Here is a 15,703-nt window from a genome sequence, read left to right as displayed (position 1 = left end):
TTCAGCCGCCGTCTTCACCCAGCAGTTCGCCCACCGGCTTGAGCCCCTCGACCCGGTCGCACACCGCCTTCACCACCATCAGGATGGGCAGGCCCAGCAGCAGCCCCCAGGGCCCCCACAGCCAGCCCCAGATCAGCACGCCCATGAACACGGCCAGCGGGTTCATCTTGCCGGCGCGGCTGCTCAGCCACGGCGTCAGCACCATGCTCTCGGCCGTGTGGATCAGCACCGAGACGCCGGCCACCAGCAGGCCCATCTGCAGGCTGCCAAATTGCATGAACGCCACCAGCGCCGAGCCGCCCGCCAGCAGCGCGCCGCCCACATACGGCACCAGGTCCAGCACGCCGGCGGCCAGTCCCCACATGCCGGCGTTTTCCACCCCCAGCAGCCAGAAGCACAGCCAGGTGGCCAGACCCACCAGCACGCAGGTCACCAGCTGCACCAGCAGGTAGCGGCGTACGGTGTCGTTCACCTCGTTGAGGGTCTCCAGCGTGATGCGCTTGTGCGTCAAGGTGGGGCCGGCCAGCTTGACCAGCTTGCGCCGGAAGCTGTCCCCAGAGGCCAGCAGGAAAAAACTCAGCAGCGCCACCGCAGTCAGCTGGGTGGCGAAAGCCACCAGGCCCAGCGTGCCGGTCCAGATGTAGTCCTTGATGGCGAAGCGCGGCTTTTCCACCACCACACGCTGCACACCACGTGTGACGGTGGGGGCCGTGCCGCCTGCGGCGGTTTCTTCGGCCACCCGCTCCAGCTGGTTCGCGGCTTTTTGCATCGTGTTCAGCGGGCTGTCACGCTGGCTTTGCGTTGCGCGCACCGCCTCGCCCAGTTTCTCGGCGGCGCGCGGCAGATTGTCCATCAGGCGGGCGGCGTCGTCGCTGAAGGCGTACGCCACCCAACCAATGCCGCCCATGAGGCCCAGCAGCAGGGCGGCAGCTCCCACGAGGCGCGGCAAGTGGTGCGCCTGCAGCCAGTCCACCACCGGCGTCAGTGCGTAGCTGATCAACACGGCCACCAGGATGGGAATGATGATGGGCGCCGCCCAGTGCAGCGCATAGATGCTGGCCAGCACCGCCAGCAGCACCAGCGGGGTTTTCAGGGCATTGGCCGGGTGCGGGGGCGCAGGGTGCAGGTTGCCGGCTTGCGGCGGTGCGCCCGGCCGCCAGGGGTTGGATAAGCGCATCAGGTTTTCCTCGGGTGCTGGCTGAATCTTGCGGCCTGTGCGCTGGCAAGCGTGTAGGACGGCGCTGCGAGACTTTGTAGGACAGCCGGCGGCGTGTCAGCCGTGTACCTATGTCGGGCAGCGCACAGTCAGCGGGCTCTGCGACCAGGAAGATGTTCTCCAACACACCCCAAGCACAACCGGAGCACCCCTATGGACACCACCGATCTGCGCCCGCTTGCCATCGTCACCGGCGCTTCTTCAGGCATCGGCTTTCAGCTGGCGCAGTGCTGCGCCCACGGCGGCTTCGATCTGTTGATTGCCGCCGATGAGCCCGATGTGGAGGAGGCCGCCATCCTGCTGCGCGGTCTTGGCGTGGACGTCAGCACCGTGCAGTGCGACCTGGCCCGCCGCGACGGCGTCGAGCAGCTGTGCCGCAAGCTCGATGGCCGGCCGGTGGCCGCCTTGTTGGCCAATGCCGGCCATGGCCTGGGTGGTGCCTTTCTGGACCAGGAGTACAACGATGCCCAGCATGTGGTGGACACCAACATCAGTGGCACGATTTACCTGGTGCACACGGTAGGGCGCATCATGCGCGCGCAAAAGCGCGGCCGCATCCTGATCACCGGCTCGGTGGCCGGCTTTTTCCCCGGCTCCTTCCAGGCGGTCTACAACGCCAGCAAGGCGTTCATAGATTCCTTTGCCGTCGCGCTGCGCAATGAGTTGAAGGACAGCGGTGTGACGGTCAGCTGCCTGCTGCCCGGCGCAACGGATACCCACTTCTTCGAGCGCGCCGACATGCTGGACACCAGGCTCGGCGTCGACCCCGACAAGGCCGACCCGGCCGAGGTGGCTCGCCTGGGTTACCAGGCCATGATGGACGGCGAGGCCGACGTGGTCACCGGCATCAAGAACAAGCTGGCCGTGGCCATGTTGCGCATCATGCCGGCGCAAATGGCGGCGGAGCAGCACCGTCGCCTGGCCGAGCCGGGCACGGCAACCAGCGCGGCAGGCTGAGTGGCCTGAACCGTCCTGAGCACGGGCTGTCAACAAAAAAGCCGGGCAGAGCCCGGCTTTCCTTTGGCTGGCGGGTGCAAACTTGTAAAAAGTCCGCCGGCCAAAGCTGGCGTGCAGCGCTGTACTCAGTTCTCCCAGTACGGCGTGCGCTTGTAGTAGTTGTAGACCTCGCGGTTCCAGCGTTCATCGGCCATGCTGGGCCAGTGCTGGGGGTCAAAGCCGGGGGCGTTCTTCAGCTCTTCCTTGGACACGTCCAGCACGTACTCGTTGTCCTGCAGGTCGTAGTCCAGTGCCGCATAGGGCACGGCGAACAGCTTTTCGCCCAAACCCAGGAAACCGCCGAAAGAGACCACGGCGTAGGCGATTTTTCCGGTGGTTGGGTCCAGCATCACTTCCTTGATATCGCCCAGGCTGTCGCCCTCGGGGTTCACCACGTCCTTGCCGATGATGTGGGACGCCTTGACGGGGCAGCCGTTGAATTCGTTTGCAGTGAGGGTCATGTCGGTTCTCCATGAATGGGGCATTGAGGGTGAGGGGAAATCCATGGCAATCGCCGTCAGTTGCCATCGGGCGTCATGGGGATTTCATCTTGCCCGCTGTCTGCTGCCGCGTCTGTAGCCGACGGGCTGACTTCCCTGTCGGACGATGGCTATTGCGTTGAACGGGGGCTGCCACAGCATGCAACGGGATATGGGCCTACACGCTTGCGTGCGTCATCGCACCGACCGGCCGTCCTACAGCGGGCACGCTGGCATCAGCGCCATGAGGCATGCCTTCCATGAGATGGCACATGACGCGCAACACTCGTTCAACCATTGAAAAAAGAGATCATCATGAAGAAAAATTCGCGCATCATCATTTCCACGTTCCTGCTGACCAGCGCCTTGGCCTTGGGTCTGGGCACTGCGCAGGCGCAGACCACTTCCGGCGCCAGCACTTCGGCGTCCACCGAAGTCAAGAAGGCCGAGCGCGCCGTGTCTGACAGCTGGATCACCACCAAGGTGAAGTCCGAAATCGCCGCCAACAGCATCTCCAAGGCCTTCAAGGTCAGTGTCAAGACCAAGAAGGGCAATGTGACGCTCAGCGGCAAGCTGCCCAACCAGGACGCCATCGACCTGGTGAAGATGATTGCCGAAAAGGTCAAGGGCGTGAACAGCGTGAACGCCTCCGGCCTGAGCGTGGGCACCTGACCTCTTGACGCACCGGCACGCACAAGCGCACCCCGTGGCCACTTGCACTGCCTTGCGTCGCCTGGGTCGGCTGATTGGCCTGGCGCTGGTTGCCACGTTGGCGGGCGCATGCACTGCGTTACCCGAAGTGAACTACCTCGACACCCGTCTTGCTGCGCCGGCGGCGCCCGCGATGGCCGGGTCGGCCAGCCAGCCGCAGGTGGCACGCTATCGGCTGAGCAGCGCTTGGCGCCAATCCAGCGCCGCCAAGGCCGCGGTGGAAGAGGCCGCCACCGGCAGCCCGCTGATCGCCGGCAACAAGGTGGATCTGCTGTACGACGGTCCGCAGACCATGGCCGCCATGATGGCGGCCATCCGCGAGGCCAAAAGCCACATCAACCTGGAGACCTACATCTTCGACCAGGACGCGCTGGGCCAGCAGTTTGCCAACCTGCTGATGGAGCGTCAGCGCGCCGGCGTGCAGGTCAACATCATCTACGACGGCGTGGGCACGCTGGAGACGCCCAAGGCCTTCTTTGACGACATGGGCCACGCCGGCATACGGCTGCAGGCATACAACCCGGTAGGGCCGCAGACGCTGCTTGCGCCGGCAAGCGCCAATCAGCGCGACCACCGCAAGATACTCGTCGTGGATGGCAAGGTGGCTTTCACCGGCGGCATCAACATCAGCGTGGACTATGCCAGCAGTTCGCCATTTCGTGGGCGCGGCACCAGAACCTCCACCGGCAGCGCCAAGCCTGGCTGGCGCGACACGCATCTGCGCATCGAAGGCCCGGCGGTGGCGGCGTTGCAAGCCGTGTTCCTGGAGACCTGGGCGTTGCTGAGCAAGGACGATCCCGGCGGTGCCCCTTTCTTCCCGCCGCTCAAGAACGTGGGCGACAAGGCCGTGCGCGTGCTGGCCAGCGAGCCGGGGGGCGACTTTGACATCTACAAGGCCTATGTGCTGGCCATCCAGCAGGCCAGCAAGAGCGTGCATATCACCAGCGCCTACTTCGTGCCCGACAAGCAGATCCTGCAGGCGCTGAAGGACGCCGCCGCGCGCGGTGTCGACGTCAAGCTGGTGCTGCCCGGCGTCAGCGACATCGGCATGGTGCTGTATGCCGCACGCTCGTTCTACGCCGAGATGCTGGCCAGCGGCATCCAGATCTACCAGATGAAGGTCACCGTGCTGCACGCCAAGACCGCCGTCATCGACGGCAACTGGGCCACCGTGGGCTCCACCAACATCGACACCCGCAGTTTCCTGCACAACCAGGAGATCAACGTGGTGGTGCTGGGCGAGACCTTCGGCGCCGCCATGGAGAGCGCCTTTGCCGAGGACCTGCGCAACAGCGAGCGCATCACCCCCGACCAATGGGCACAGCGCCCCGCTGGCGACAAGCTGAAGGAATGGTTCGCCCGCCGATTCGAGTACATGCTATGAAGACGTTGCTACTTTCCGCTTTGCTGGCCTTGGCTGCAGTCCTGCCGACGGCCCGGGCGGCTGCGCCCGCCGATGCGCTGCGCGCCCAATACACCGCGTTGGCCCAGCGCCTGGCCGCCAACCAGTTCAGCCGCCCGCTGGTGCTGGATTCGAAAGAGACCCAGGGCCACGTGCAGGGCGACGTCTATGCGGTGGTGGACTACCCGTTCGAGCAGGTCAGCACCAACTTAGGGCAAGCCGAGCGCTGGTGCGACGTGATGTGGCTGCACATCAACACCAAGTACTGCCACCCGGTGCAGGCCCCTGCCAAACCCACCGTGCTGCGCCTGTACGTGGGCAAGAAGACGCCGCAGGAGCTGGCCGATGCGGACCGGCTGGACTTCAACTACCTGCCGCAGGCCGTCAGCCGTGATTATTTCGAGACCGTGCTGGACGCGCCGCAGGGTCCGCTGGGCACCAGCGGCTACCGCATTGTGCTGCGCGCGGTGGCGCTGGACGGCAGCCGCACCTTCCTGCACCTGAGCTATGGCTACGACATGGGCTTTGCCGCCCGCCTGGCCACACGCGCCTACCTGGGCACACTGGGCCGGGACAAGGTGGGCTTCACCCCCACTGGCAGACGAATCAATGGGCAGGATGAGCTGGTGGGCGGCGTGCGCGGCATCGTCGAGCGCAACACCATGCGCTACTACCTGGCGGTGGACGCCTACCTGGCCGCCGCCAACGCCGGCCCTGCCAAGCAGGTGGAGGCCAGTCTGCAGAACTGGTTCAACGCCTCCGAAACCTATGCCCGCCAGTTGCACGAGATGGATCGCGGCCCCTACCTGGCCATGAAGCGCGCCGAATACGCGCGCCAGCAGGCACTGCGCTGACTGCTTGGAAGACCGCCATGCGCAAAGCCAGCGAACGCCCCAGCGCACGTGCCGATGACGCGCTGGCCACCTACCAGGCCAAGCGCAATTTCACAGTGTCGCCCGAACCCAAGGACTCCGGCGCGCGCCGGCGCAGCGCCAAAGGCGCGCTGTCCTTCGTCATCCAGAAGCACTGGGCCAGCCGGCTGCATTACGACTTCCGGCTGGAGCTGGATGGCACCATGAAGAGCTGGGCCGTGCCCAAAGGCCCCAGCTTTGACCCGCATGACAAGCGCCTGGCCGTGCAGGTCGAAGACCACCCCACTTCCTACGCCAGCTTCGAGGGCACGATACCGGCCGGCCAGTACGGCGCCGGCAAGGTGATCGTCTGGGACAAGGGCACCTGGCTGCCGCTGGGCGATGCCCGCGCGGGCTTGCGTGAGGGCAACCTGAAGTTTGAGTTGCAAGGCCACAAACTGCATGGCAAGTGGGCACTGGTGCGCATCAAGAGCAAGGACGGCGACAAGCAGCCGGCCTGGCTGCTGATCAAGGAAAAGGACAGCCTGGCACGCGCTGCCGCTGACTTCAGCGTGGTGGACGAGCTGCCCGACAGTGTGGGCAAGCTGGCGATGCCGGCGGCTGTGGCGGCACGGCCCGTCGTTGCCCAGCCCGCGGCCAAGGCCGGCGCCAAACGGACTTCAAAGGCCAGAGCACCTGCCAAGCCCGTCCCCGCGTCAGACCTCACCAGCCTGGGCCGCAAGGCCAGCCTGCCGCACACGCTGGCGCCGCAATTGGCCACGCTGGTGGATGCGCCGCCGCCCGAGCCGGCGGACTGGCTGTTCGAGATCAAGTACGACGGCTACCGCATCCTGACCCGGGTGGACGGCAGCGACGTGCGCCTGTTCACCCGCACCGGCAAGGACTGGAGCGCCAAGCTCCAGCCCCTGCACCAGGCATTGACCCAGCTGAAGCTGCCCACCGGCTGGTACGACGGCGAGATCATCGTTGCCGATGACCAAGGCCGTCCTGACTTCAGCGCACTGCAAGCCAGTTTCGATGAAGGAAGCGGCAGCAACGTGGTGCTGTACCTGTTCGATCTGCCTTACTGTGCGGGCCGCGACCTGCGGCAGGCGCCGCTGGCGCAACGCCGCGCCCTGTTGCAGCAGTTGCTGGAGCAGGCTGGTGCCGACACGCAAAACGGCCAGGTGCGCTTCAGCGCCGCGTTTGAAGAAGACCCAGCCAGCCTGGTCGCCTCGGCCTGCAAACTGGGGCTGGAAGGGGTCATTGGCAAGCGGCGCGACGGGGCCTACACCGAAGGCCGCTCCAGCGCCTGGATCAAGCTCAAATGCCACCTGCGGCAGGAGTTCGTCATTGGCGGCTACACCGACCCGCAGGGCTCGCGCGTGGGGCTGGGTGCACTGCTGTTGGGCGTCTACGACGACCAGGGCGAACTGCACTACGCCGGCAATGTAGGCACCGGCTTCAACCAGCGCCTGCTGGCCGACCTGAAGAAGCGCCTGCAGGCGGTGGACAGCGCCACCAGCCCCTTCGGCAAGACCCGCATTGCCGGCAAGCCGCACTGGGTCAAGCCCGAACTGGTGGCCGAAGTGGCGTTTCAGGAGTGGACCGCCAGCGGCCATGTGCGCCAGGCGGTGTTCCACGCATTGCGCACCGACAAGCCGGCCACCGCCATCGTGCGCGAGCAGCCGCAGCACCAGCCCAAAGGCCGCGCCACCCAACGAACGCGTGCGTCCAGCGAACCGCTGTCGGCGAACGCCATGGCGCCGGCCGCCGCATCCAAGCTGTCCGCCAAGCACAAGCCCTTGCCCGCCGACTTGCGCGTCACGCACGCCGAGCGCGTCATCGACGCCAAATCGGGCGCCACCAAGCTGGACCTGATCCGCTACTACCACGAAGTCACGGCGCTGATGCTGCCGCACCTGCTGCAGCGACCGCTGTCGGTGGTGCGCGCGCCGGCCGGGGTGGCCGGTGAGCTGTTTTTCCAGAAGCACTTGGGGCTCGGCAAGTTGGAGGGGGTTCGTACAGTGAATGCCGACCGCGCCGCCGGCACCTCGGCCATGGTCGAGGTGGCCGGCGCCGCCGGCCTGCTGTCAGCGGCGCAATGGAACGTCATCGAGTTTCACACGTTGAACGCCCAACTGCCGAAGCTGGCCTGCCCGGACCGCATGGTGTTTGACCTTGACCCCGGCGAGGGCGTGCGCTGGCCGCAGGTGCAGGAGGCCGCGCAGCTGACGCAGGCGTTCCTGGCGCAACTGGGGCTTCAGAGCTTCCTGAAAACCAGTGGCGGCAAGGGCTTGCATGTGGTGGTGCCGTTGCGCCGGCTGTATGGCTGGGAGGCGATGAAGGGTTTCTCGCAAACCATCGTCGAGCATCTCGCGGCCACCATTCCGCAGCGCTTCGTGGCCAAGAGCGGTCCGCGCAACCGCGTGGGCAAGATCTTCATCGATTACCTGCGCAACGGCGCCAGCGCCACCACCGTGTGCGCGTGGTCGGTGCGTGCGCGCCCGGGCTTGGGCGTGTCGGTGCCGGTGACCTGGGACGAGCTGACAACGCTGACCGCCGCCGACCATTGGACGATGGCCAACGTCAGCCGCCGCTTGGCCGTCGGCAACCAGCCCTGGAGCGGCTACACCAAGGCCGCCGCCGCCCTCGGCCCGGCCATGAAGATGTTGGACTACAAGCCGCCTGGCGGCACCAAGCATTAACCCACAGAAGGAGCCCCCATGGCATCCCGCATCATCTGGAAAGGCGCCATCAGCTTCGGCCTGGTGCACGTGCCGGTGGCACTGTACCCGGCGTCCACCGAAACCGGCGTCGACTTCGACTGGCTGGACAAGCGCAGCATGGACCCGGTGGGCTACAAGCGCATCAACAAGCGCACCGGCAAGCTGGTGGAGAAGGACGACATCGTCAAGGGCGTGAAGCTGGACGATGGCGACTACGTGGTGCTGAGCGAGGACGAGATCAAGGCCGCCTACCCGCAGAGCACGCAGACCATAGAGATCGAGGCCTTCGTGCAGGCGGCCGAAGTGGGCTTCATGCTGCTGGAGCGGCCCTACTACCTGGAGCCCATAGGCAAGGGTGAGCACGTGTACGTGCTGCTGCGCGAAGCCATGCGCCAGGCCGGCGTGATCGGCATCGCGCGGCTGGTGATGCACAGCAAGGAGCACCTGGCCGCGCTGGTGGCCACCGACCGCGGGCTGATGGTCAACACGCTGCGCTGGGCGAGCGAAATCCGCGCGGCCGACGATCTGTCGTTGCCGGCTGGTGGCGGTTCGTCCAAGCTCAAACCCAATGAGATGAAGATGGCGCGCCAGCTGATCGCCGAGATGACCACCGAATGGAAGCCCGCAGAGTACGCCGACAGCTTCAGCGACGCCATTCATGCGCTGGTGCGCAAGAAGGCCGCGGCGGGCAAGACCGAGCAGGTGACGCCGGTGGAATCTGCACCTGACACCGCCGCGCCGTCCAATGTGGTGGACCTGACCGAGCTGTTGGCCAAGAGTCTGGCTGGCCGCCGGCCTGCGGCTGGTGCCGCGGGCAAACGGGCGTCGGCAAAGACAGCTGCGAAGGCGTCGTCAAAAACACCGGCACCGGTCAAGCGCGCCGCACGTGCCGCGCGGCACTGAGGCGAAGACACTGAGCCGTCAGCGGCGAACCCTCGGCACTCAGTCGTCCCATTGGCGCACCAGGTCCCTGAGCTGGCTGGCCAGATCGTTCAATTCCGCCATTTGTTCCTGGTGGCGCAGTTGGCGGCGCCGGTCGTGCAGGTGGCGCACCGCGGGCATCATGCGTTCGGGCGGCAGCCCCAACTTCTCGGCGGCGCCGAACAGCACCTCGGGATGCGGGTGGTCCTGCGTGAAGCTGCTGTCGTCCAGCAGGCACATGGCGTACATGTAGATGGCGTCGAACGCCAGTTCGGCGCGGCTGCGGGGTGTCAGAGCGTCATTGCGCGCGTCTTGCAGGTAGGCGTCGCCCAGGTCCCGAAAGGCCTTGGTTCTGTTGGATGTCATGGCATCCTCCCTTCCACTGTGCTGATTTACCGGTGCTCACACATAGCCGGCGAGCATCATCAACAGCAGCGCCAGCAGCAGCAGGCCCAGGCCGCCGCTGGGGTAGTAACCCCATGAGCGGCTGTGGGGCCAGGCGGGGGCGACGCCCACCATCATCAGCAAAAGCAAGATCAGCAGCACGGTTGCCATGGTGTTCCTCCTTGAGGTGTTGTGGTGCCTTCAGCTTAGGCAGTCCGCCCGGCAAATTGGGTGCGAAGCCTCACACAAGGCAGCCCCGGCCGTGACAAGCCGCGCCACTCCTACAGGAACCCGCGCAAGCTTCCTACACCCCGGCGGCGTGGTTGGCGCCATCATCAGGCCCATGGTCTGCACACTTTTCCTGCCATGCCGCCACCGGTGATCTGGCGCATCTTCCATTGCCATTGTGGGCACCCCGTGTTCTTCCGTAATAGCGTGTGCCTGCATTGCGAGCGCGCGCTGGGCTATGACCCGCAGGCGGCCTTGCTGCTGGCGCTGGAGCCAGCAGAGGTGCCGGCCGGGGCAGACGCGCCGCCGCCCGAGCCGCTGAACCAGTGGCGCGTGGCGGGCAGCACGGACGGTACCCTGTACCGCCGCTGCGCCAACAATGCCCAGGCCGCGCGCTGCAACTGGCTGCTGCCGGCTGATGAAGACACCGCGCAGACCTTGTGCCGCTGCTGCCGCCTGAACCGTACCGTGCCCGACCTCAATGACCCAGCCCACGCCGCGCTGTGGGGCCGCGCCGAGATGGCCAAGCGCCGGCTGGTGTCGGCGCTGATCGCGCTGGGCTTGCCGGTGGCCTCGCGCGTCAGCGAAGACACCGAACGCGGCCTGGCCTTCGATCTGTTGATGGACGTGCCCGACGCGCCGCCGGTGATGACCGGCCACCACGACGGCCTCATCACGTTGAACCTGCTGGAGGCTGACGACGCTGCCCGCGAGACGGTGCGCGCGCAGATGCACGAGCCCTACCGCACCGTGCTGGGCCATCTGCGCCATGAATCCGGCCACTACTACTGGAGCCGGCTGTTGGATGGCGGCGCCTGGATGGAGCCGTTTCGCGTGTTGTTTGGCGACGAGCGGGCCGACTACGGCCAGGCGCTGCAAAGGCACCACGCGCAGGGGCCACCGGCCGATTGGCGCGACCGCTTCGTCAGCGCCTACGCCAGCGCCCACCCATGGGAGGACTGGGCCGAGACCTGGGCCCACTACTTGCACATGCTGGACGCGCTGGACACCGCCGCCAGCGCCGGGGTGGACAGCCGCCCCGCTGGCTTGCTGAAAGACCCATTCCCCGCCGACGTGTTGTGCACCGGGTTGCCGGGGGGAGAGGATGGCCAGGCCGAGCAGCAACTGCACGCGCGTGAGCAGGACGATCAAGATTTCCTGGTCTTCGTCAACAACTGGGTGGAGTTGACCAATGTGCTCAACGAGCTGTCACGCAGCATGGGGCTGCCGGATTTCTACCCCTTCGTGCTGAGCCGCCAGGCGGTCACCAAGCTGCACTTCGTGCACCGCTTCATACGGCAGTGATGGGGCGGGCGGCGCGCGCCCGACCGGGACAAGCAGGCTGGCTGCGTCACGGCGCCGCGCGCTGTACGGCTGCGCGCTGGTGCGTGCCGGCCGCCACGCCACCCCGGGCGGGGCGCGCTTCCAACGCGTCGTCCACCATGGTCTGGGCCTGCTCCAGCAGCCGCTCCAGGTGCTGCTCGTCGACGAAACTCTCCGCGTAGATCTTGTAGATGGCCTCGGTGCCCGAGGGCCGCGCCGCGAACCAGCCATTGGCGCTGGTGACCTTGATGCCGCCCATGGGGGCGCCGTTGCCGGGGGCGTTGGTCAGCACCTGGGTGACGGGCTCGCCGGCCAGGCTTCGGATGGTGCCCAGTTGCCGTGCCGTCAGCGCCGCCAGGCGCGCTTTCTGCGCTGGCGTGGCGGGCGCGTCCAGCCGGCGGGTGTGGGGTTGGCCCAGGCTCTGCGTCAGCTCATGGTGCAGCTCGCCCAGGTCGCGCCCGCTGTAGGCGCAGACTTCCGCGGCCAGCAGCGCGGCGGTGATGCCGTCCTTGTCGGTGGTCCAGACCTGGCCATTCCTGCGCAGGAAGCTCGCGCCGGCACTCTCTTCACCGGCAAAGCCCAGTGTGCCGTCCTTCAGCCCAGCCACAAACCACTTGAAGCCCACTGGCACCTCGTACAGGCCGCGGCCCAGGCGCTGGGCCACCCGGTCCAGCAGTTCGGTGGAGACCAGCGTCTTGCCCACGGCTGCATGGGCCGGCCATTGCGGCCGGTTCTGGAACAGGTAATCCACTGCCAGCGGTTGGAACTGCGCCGCGCTCAGCAAACCCATCTGTGGCGTGACGATGCCGTGGCGGTCGTGGTCGGTGTCGCAGGCAAAGGCGATGTCGTAGTTGTCCTTTTGCGCCAGCAGCTTGACCATGGCCCAGGGGGAGGAGGGGTCCATGCGGATCTGGCCGTCCCAGTCCAGCGGCATGAAGGCGAACTGCGGGTCCACCGCGCTGTTGAGCACGCTCAGGCGCAGGTGGTAGCGCTGGGCAATGGCCGGCCAGTAGTGCACGCCGGCGCCACCCATGGGGTCCACAGCCAGGTGCAGATCGGCGTCGCGCAGCACCGCCATGTCGATCACCTGGCCCAGCTCGTCCACATAGGCGTGCAGGAAATCGTGCGCGTGGGTGGTCGGCGCCTTCATTGCCGAAGCCAGTGGCATGCGTTTGACGCCCGCCAGCTTGGTGCGCAAGTAGACATTGGCGGCCTGCTCTATGGCCTGGGTCAGTTGCGGGCCGGCCGGGCCGCCGTGTGGCGGGTTGTACTTGAAGCCGCCATCGCCCGGTGGGTTGTGCGAAGGCGTCATCACAATCCCGTCGGCCATGCGCTCTGTGCGTCCGTGGTTGTGCGCCAGAATGGCATGCGACAGCGCCGGTGTGGGCGTGAACTCCCCACCGGCGGCCAGCATCACCTCCACGCCGTTGGCCGCCAGCACCTGCAGCGCGCTGTCCAGCGCCAGGGCCGACAGTGCATGCGTGTCCATGCCGAGGAACAGCGGACCGGTGACGCCGTCACGCTGGCGCTGGTCGCACACCGCCTGCGTGATCGCCAGCACATGCCATTCGTTGAACGAGCGCGTCAGCGACGAGCCGCGGTGGCCCGATGTGCCGAATGCCACCCGCTGCGCCTCCTCGCGAACGTCGGGCTTGAGCGCATGGTAGGCCTGGCGCAGCGCGTCCAGGTCCACCAGCTGTTCGGGCGCGGCCGGCTGGCCGGCACCCCCGGGGCTGTCAACAGCAGTGGAGGGCGAGGGTGCGTGTGTGGGAGCAAGGTGTTGTATCGTCATGCTGTGAAGGGTTCGGCCAGTTTGTCGCGCAGGCTGGTCAACAGCGAGCGCCAAGACACATTGAAGGCTTCCAGGCCCTCGCGTTGCAGCCGGGCGGCCAGCAGGTTCAGGTTGACACCGGCGTTGCGGAACTGCTGCAGTTGGGCTTCCACATCACCCCCATCGTGTGGCAGCACCGTGCCGGGCTTGCCATGGTCGGCGAAACTCAGCAGCGTTTTCTCCGGCAGGGTGCTGATGGTGCGCGCCGCCACCAGGGCATCGGCGTACAGGGTGTCGGGTGCGTTCTTGTCCTTGGTGCCCATGCTGGCCCACAGCAGGCGCTGCGGGCGGGCGCCGGCTTCGGCCAGGCGTTGCCAGCGCGGGGAGGCCAGCAACTCGCTGTGGCTGCGGTAGGTTTGCCGTGCCACTGCCAGGCCCAGGCGGTTGCGCAGCCGGGGCCCCACCGTGTCGTTGACCGCCGCGTCCCAGCGGCTGACGAACAGCGAAGCCACGCTGGCCACCCGCAGGTCCTGACCGTTGGCCAGCCGCCGTTGCAGGCCGCGCTGGTAGGCATGGGCCGCCACCTCGTACTGCTCGGGCGAGAACAACAGCGTCACGTTGATGGGAATGCCCTCGGCGGTGCACTGCTCGATGGCGCTGGCGCCCTCGGGCGTGCCCGGGATCTTGATGAACACATTGGGTCGCTGCGCCTGCGCATGCAGTTGCCGGGCCATCAGCACGCTGGCGGCAGTGTCCTCGGCCAGTTGGGGCGGCAGTTCCAGCGACACCCAGCCGTCCAGCTGGTCGCTGGCCTCGAAGCAGGGGCGCAGCAAGTCGGCGGCGCGACGCAGGTCCTGCAAGGCCAGCTCGAAGAACAGGGCCTCGCCCTGCAGGCCACGCGCCGCCAGCTCGCGCATGGCGGCGTCGTGGCGGTTGCTGCCGGCAATGGCCTGGGCAAACAACGTCGGGTTGGAGGTCAGGCCGGTGACGTGCAGCTCTTCGATGTAGCGCAGCAGCCAGCCGCCATCGAGCAGCTCGCGGCTGATGGCATCCAGCCAGACGCGCTGGCCCAGGTCATGCAGTGTTTGTGTGGGGTTGTACATGTGGGTCTCCTGGGGGTGTCCTGTGGACCACGGTGTCTGATGTGCCCGGCGCTCACTTGGCCAGCGGAGAGGGTGCTTCGGCGTGGCCGCCGAATTGCCGGCGCGCTGCTGACAGCAGGCGGTTGGCGAAATCAGCCTGGCCGCGCGAGGCAAAGCGCTGGTGCAGCGCAGCGCTGAGCACCGGTGCGGGCACCGCCAGGTCCACGGCGGCCCGCAGCGTCCAGCGGCCTTCGCCGGAGTCGGGCACATGGCCGGTGAAGCTGGCCAGCTCGGGGTCGCGCAACAGCGCCGTGGCTGTCAGGTCCAGCAGCCACGAACTGATGACGCTGCCGCGCCGCCACACCTCTGCAATGTCGGCCACCTTGAAGTCATAGGCATACAACGCGGGCTCACGCAGCGGCATGGTGTCCACCTCCGGCCCCTGGGTGTGGCTGCCCAGGTTGGCGTGGCGCAGCAGGTTCAGCCCCTCGGCATAGGCGGCCATGATGCCGTACTCGATGCCGTTGTGCACCATCTTGACAAAATGGCCGGCACCCGCCGGCCCGCACAGCAGGAAACCGTCTTCGTCGTCACCCTTGGTGCCTTTGCGGCCTGCCGTGCGGGGCGCCGTGGCAGCACCGGGCGCCAGCGCGGCAAACAGGGGGCGCAGGTGCTCGAACACCTGCGGGCTGCCGCCCACCATCAGGCAGTAGCCGCGCTGCGGGCCCAGCACGCCGCCACTGGTGCCCACATCCATGTAGTGAATGCCCCAGGCCTGCAGCCGCTCGGCGCGGCGTATGTCGTCGGGGTAGTGCGAGTTGCCGCCATCCACCACAATGTCGCCGGCCTGCAGCAGGGGTGTGAGCGCATCCACTGTGGCATCGACCGCCGGGGCCGGCAGCATCAGCCACACCACACGCGGCCGGCTCAGTTGCTGCACCAAATCGGCCAGCGAGCCGGCTCGTGCAGCGTCCTCGCGCACCAGCACGTCCGCGGCGGCGGGGTCACGGTCATAGACCACGCAGGCGTGGCCATGGCGCATCAGCCGCCGGGCCATGCCCTGGCCCATGCGGCCCAGCCCCACCATGCCTAGCTGCATTTGTGGCTCGTGAGCATTGTGGGCACAGCGCGCGCGGCTTCAGTTACGCTTCTCGCTGCCCGGGACGATGGTGGTGATGGTCTCGCGCAGAATACCGCCGCCGGCAACACTGCCTTCCTGCAGGCCCTCGCCGCGCGCGCGCGACAGGCAGTCGCGGCGGTCGTCGCCCTCCAGCGCCTCACAGCGTTGGCGGGCGTTGGCGTTCAGGTTGCCACTGGTGTCGAGTCGGCCGCGTTTGTACTCGGCCAGTGCATTGCGCGCTTCGCGCTGGCAGGTGGCCAGGTCCTGGCTGGAACGCCCGGTGTTGCAGACGGACATCTCCTGGCGGAAGCGTGCTTCGGCCTCGGCCAGGCCCTGGCTGGTCACGGGCATGGGCAACGCCATCGCGGCGCTGCCGCACAACAGGCCGAACAAAATCAGTGCGGCGCGCGGGCCGCGGTTGGATGTCTTGGTCATGGTGGCCTCCTAGGTCAATGAATCTTGATCCTAGGCACCGCTCAGTCAGCCATCT

Annotated in this window: 15 protein-coding genes; 7 read left to right on the top strand and 8 right to left on the bottom strand. The window is 67.0% G+C overall.

Features of this window, described 5'->3' with window-relative positions; all coding sequences use genetic code 11:
- Nucleotide 1: 1 nt before the first annotated feature.
- Nucleotides 2-1,177 carry an AI-2E family transporter gene (locus AC1DX2_RS05990; RefSeq protein WP_477195373.1) on the bottom strand — a complete coding sequence of 392 codons (1,176 nt, stop codon included), beginning with the start codon at nucleotides 1,175-1,177 and terminating at the stop codon, nucleotides 2-4.
- A 192-nt stretch (nucleotides 1,178-1,369) separates the two neighbouring features.
- Here AC1DX2_RS05990 and AC1DX2_RS05985 point away from each other — a divergent pair, with 192 nt between their 5' ends.
- Nucleotides 1,370-2,173, top strand: coding sequence for an SDR family NAD(P)-dependent oxidoreductase (locus AC1DX2_RS05985; RefSeq protein ID WP_477195372.1), 804 nt, complete (start codon nucleotides 1,370-1,372; stop codon nucleotides 2,171-2,173).
- Between the two features lie 125 nt (nucleotides 2,174-2,298).
- On the opposite strand, the gene AC1DX2_RS05980 is transcribed toward AC1DX2_RS05985, so the two are convergent.
- Nucleotides 2,299-2,673, bottom strand: coding sequence for a PRC-barrel domain-containing protein (locus tag AC1DX2_RS05980; protein WP_477195371.1), 375 nt, complete (start codon nucleotides 2,671-2,673; stop codon nucleotides 2,299-2,301).
- Nucleotides 2,674-3,006: 333 nt separating this feature from the next.
- On the opposite strand from AC1DX2_RS05980, the gene AC1DX2_RS05975 reads away from it, so the two are divergent.
- From AC1DX2_RS05975 to ku, 5 genes are read left to right on the top strand one after another with little or no spacing between them, the layout of a single operon-like run.
- On the top strand, nucleotides 3,007-3,363 hold the full coding sequence (locus AC1DX2_RS05975) for a BON domain-containing protein (RefSeq protein ID WP_477195370.1): 357 nt from the start codon (nucleotides 3,007-3,009) through the stop codon (nucleotides 3,361-3,363).
- A gap of 34 nt (nucleotides 3,364-3,397) precedes the next feature.
- Complete coding sequence (cls, locus tag AC1DX2_RS05970; RefSeq protein ID WP_477195369.1) at nucleotides 3,398-4,786, top strand: cardiolipin synthase; 1,389 nt, start codon at nucleotides 3,398-3,400, stop codon at nucleotides 4,784-4,786.
- Nucleotides 4,783-5,658 carry a hypothetical protein gene (locus AC1DX2_RS05965; RefSeq protein WP_477195368.1) on the top strand — a complete coding sequence of 292 codons (876 nt, stop codon included), beginning with the start codon at nucleotides 4,783-4,785 and terminating at the stop codon, nucleotides 5,656-5,658. Before cls ends, AC1DX2_RS05965 begins: the two co-directional genes overlap by 4 nt.
- 17 nt (nucleotides 5,659-5,675) lie before the next feature.
- Nucleotides 5,676-8,363, top strand: coding sequence for a DNA ligase D (gene ligD, locus AC1DX2_RS05960; protein ID WP_477195367.1), 2,688 nt, complete (start codon nucleotides 5,676-5,678; stop codon nucleotides 8,361-8,363).
- A gap of 18 nt (nucleotides 8,364-8,381) precedes the next feature.
- Nucleotides 8,382-9,287 (top strand): non-homologous end joining protein Ku, encoded by a 906-nt coding sequence (gene ku / locus AC1DX2_RS05955; RefSeq protein ID WP_477195366.1) that lies wholly within the window; start codon nucleotides 8,382-8,384, stop codon nucleotides 9,285-9,287.
- 39 nt (nucleotides 9,288-9,326) lie between these two features.
- On the opposite strand, the gene AC1DX2_RS05950 is transcribed toward ku, so the two are convergent.
- Both AC1DX2_RS05950 and AC1DX2_RS05945 read right to left on the bottom strand, forming a co-directional pair.
- Complete coding sequence (locus AC1DX2_RS05950; RefSeq protein WP_477195365.1) at nucleotides 9,327-9,671, bottom strand: hypothetical protein; 345 nt, start codon at nucleotides 9,669-9,671, stop codon at nucleotides 9,327-9,329.
- Between the two features lie 36 nt (nucleotides 9,672-9,707).
- Complete coding sequence (locus AC1DX2_RS05945; protein WP_477195364.1) at nucleotides 9,708-9,860, bottom strand: DUF3309 family protein; 153 nt, start codon at nucleotides 9,858-9,860, stop codon at nucleotides 9,708-9,710.
- A gap of 195 nt (nucleotides 9,861-10,055) precedes the next feature.
- On the opposite strand from AC1DX2_RS05945, the gene AC1DX2_RS05940 reads away from it, so the two are divergent.
- Entirely contained in the window at nucleotides 10,056-11,222 is a 1,167-nt protein-coding gene (locus tag AC1DX2_RS05940; protein ID WP_477195363.1) for a zinc-binding metallopeptidase family protein, read from the top strand.
- 46 nt (nucleotides 11,223-11,268) lie between these two features.
- Here the strand turns inward: AC1DX2_RS05940 and pgm are convergent, their stop codons facing one another.
- The 4 genes from pgm to AC1DX2_RS05920 are packed head-to-tail and all read right to left on the bottom strand — an operon-like array spanning nucleotide 11,269 to nucleotide 15,648.
- Complete coding sequence (pgm, locus tag AC1DX2_RS05935) at nucleotides 11,269-13,032, bottom strand: phosphoglucomutase (alpha-D-glucose-1,6-bisphosphate-dependent) (RefSeq protein WP_477195362.1); 1,764 nt, start codon at nucleotides 13,030-13,032, stop codon at nucleotides 11,269-11,271.
- Nucleotides 13,029-14,114, bottom strand: coding sequence for a transaldolase (gene tal / locus AC1DX2_RS05930; protein WP_477195361.1), 1,086 nt, complete (start codon nucleotides 14,112-14,114; stop codon nucleotides 13,029-13,031). The genes pgm and tal overlap by 4 nt, the downstream gene beginning before the upstream one ends.
- Nucleotides 14,115-14,166: 52 nt before the next feature.
- The gene (gene gnd, locus AC1DX2_RS05925; RefSeq protein ID WP_477195360.1) at nucleotides 14,167-15,192 is read right to left on the bottom strand and encodes a phosphogluconate dehydrogenase (NAD(+)-dependent, decarboxylating); all 1,026 of its coding nucleotides are present in this window, start codon (nucleotides 15,190-15,192) and stop codon (nucleotides 14,167-14,169) included.
- 39 nt (nucleotides 15,193-15,231) lie between these two features.
- A complete protein-coding gene (locus AC1DX2_RS05920) occupies nucleotides 15,232-15,648 on the bottom strand; it encodes a hypothetical protein (RefSeq protein WP_477195359.1) in 417 nt (138 codons plus the stop codon).
- Between the last annotated feature and the right edge of the window lie 55 nt (nucleotides 15,649-15,703).

This window comes from Hylemonella sp. P2_B10 (assembly GCF_056404875.1).
The sequence above is the reverse complement of the archived record's forward strand: the minus strand, read 5'-3'. Positions and strand labels throughout refer to the sequence as shown.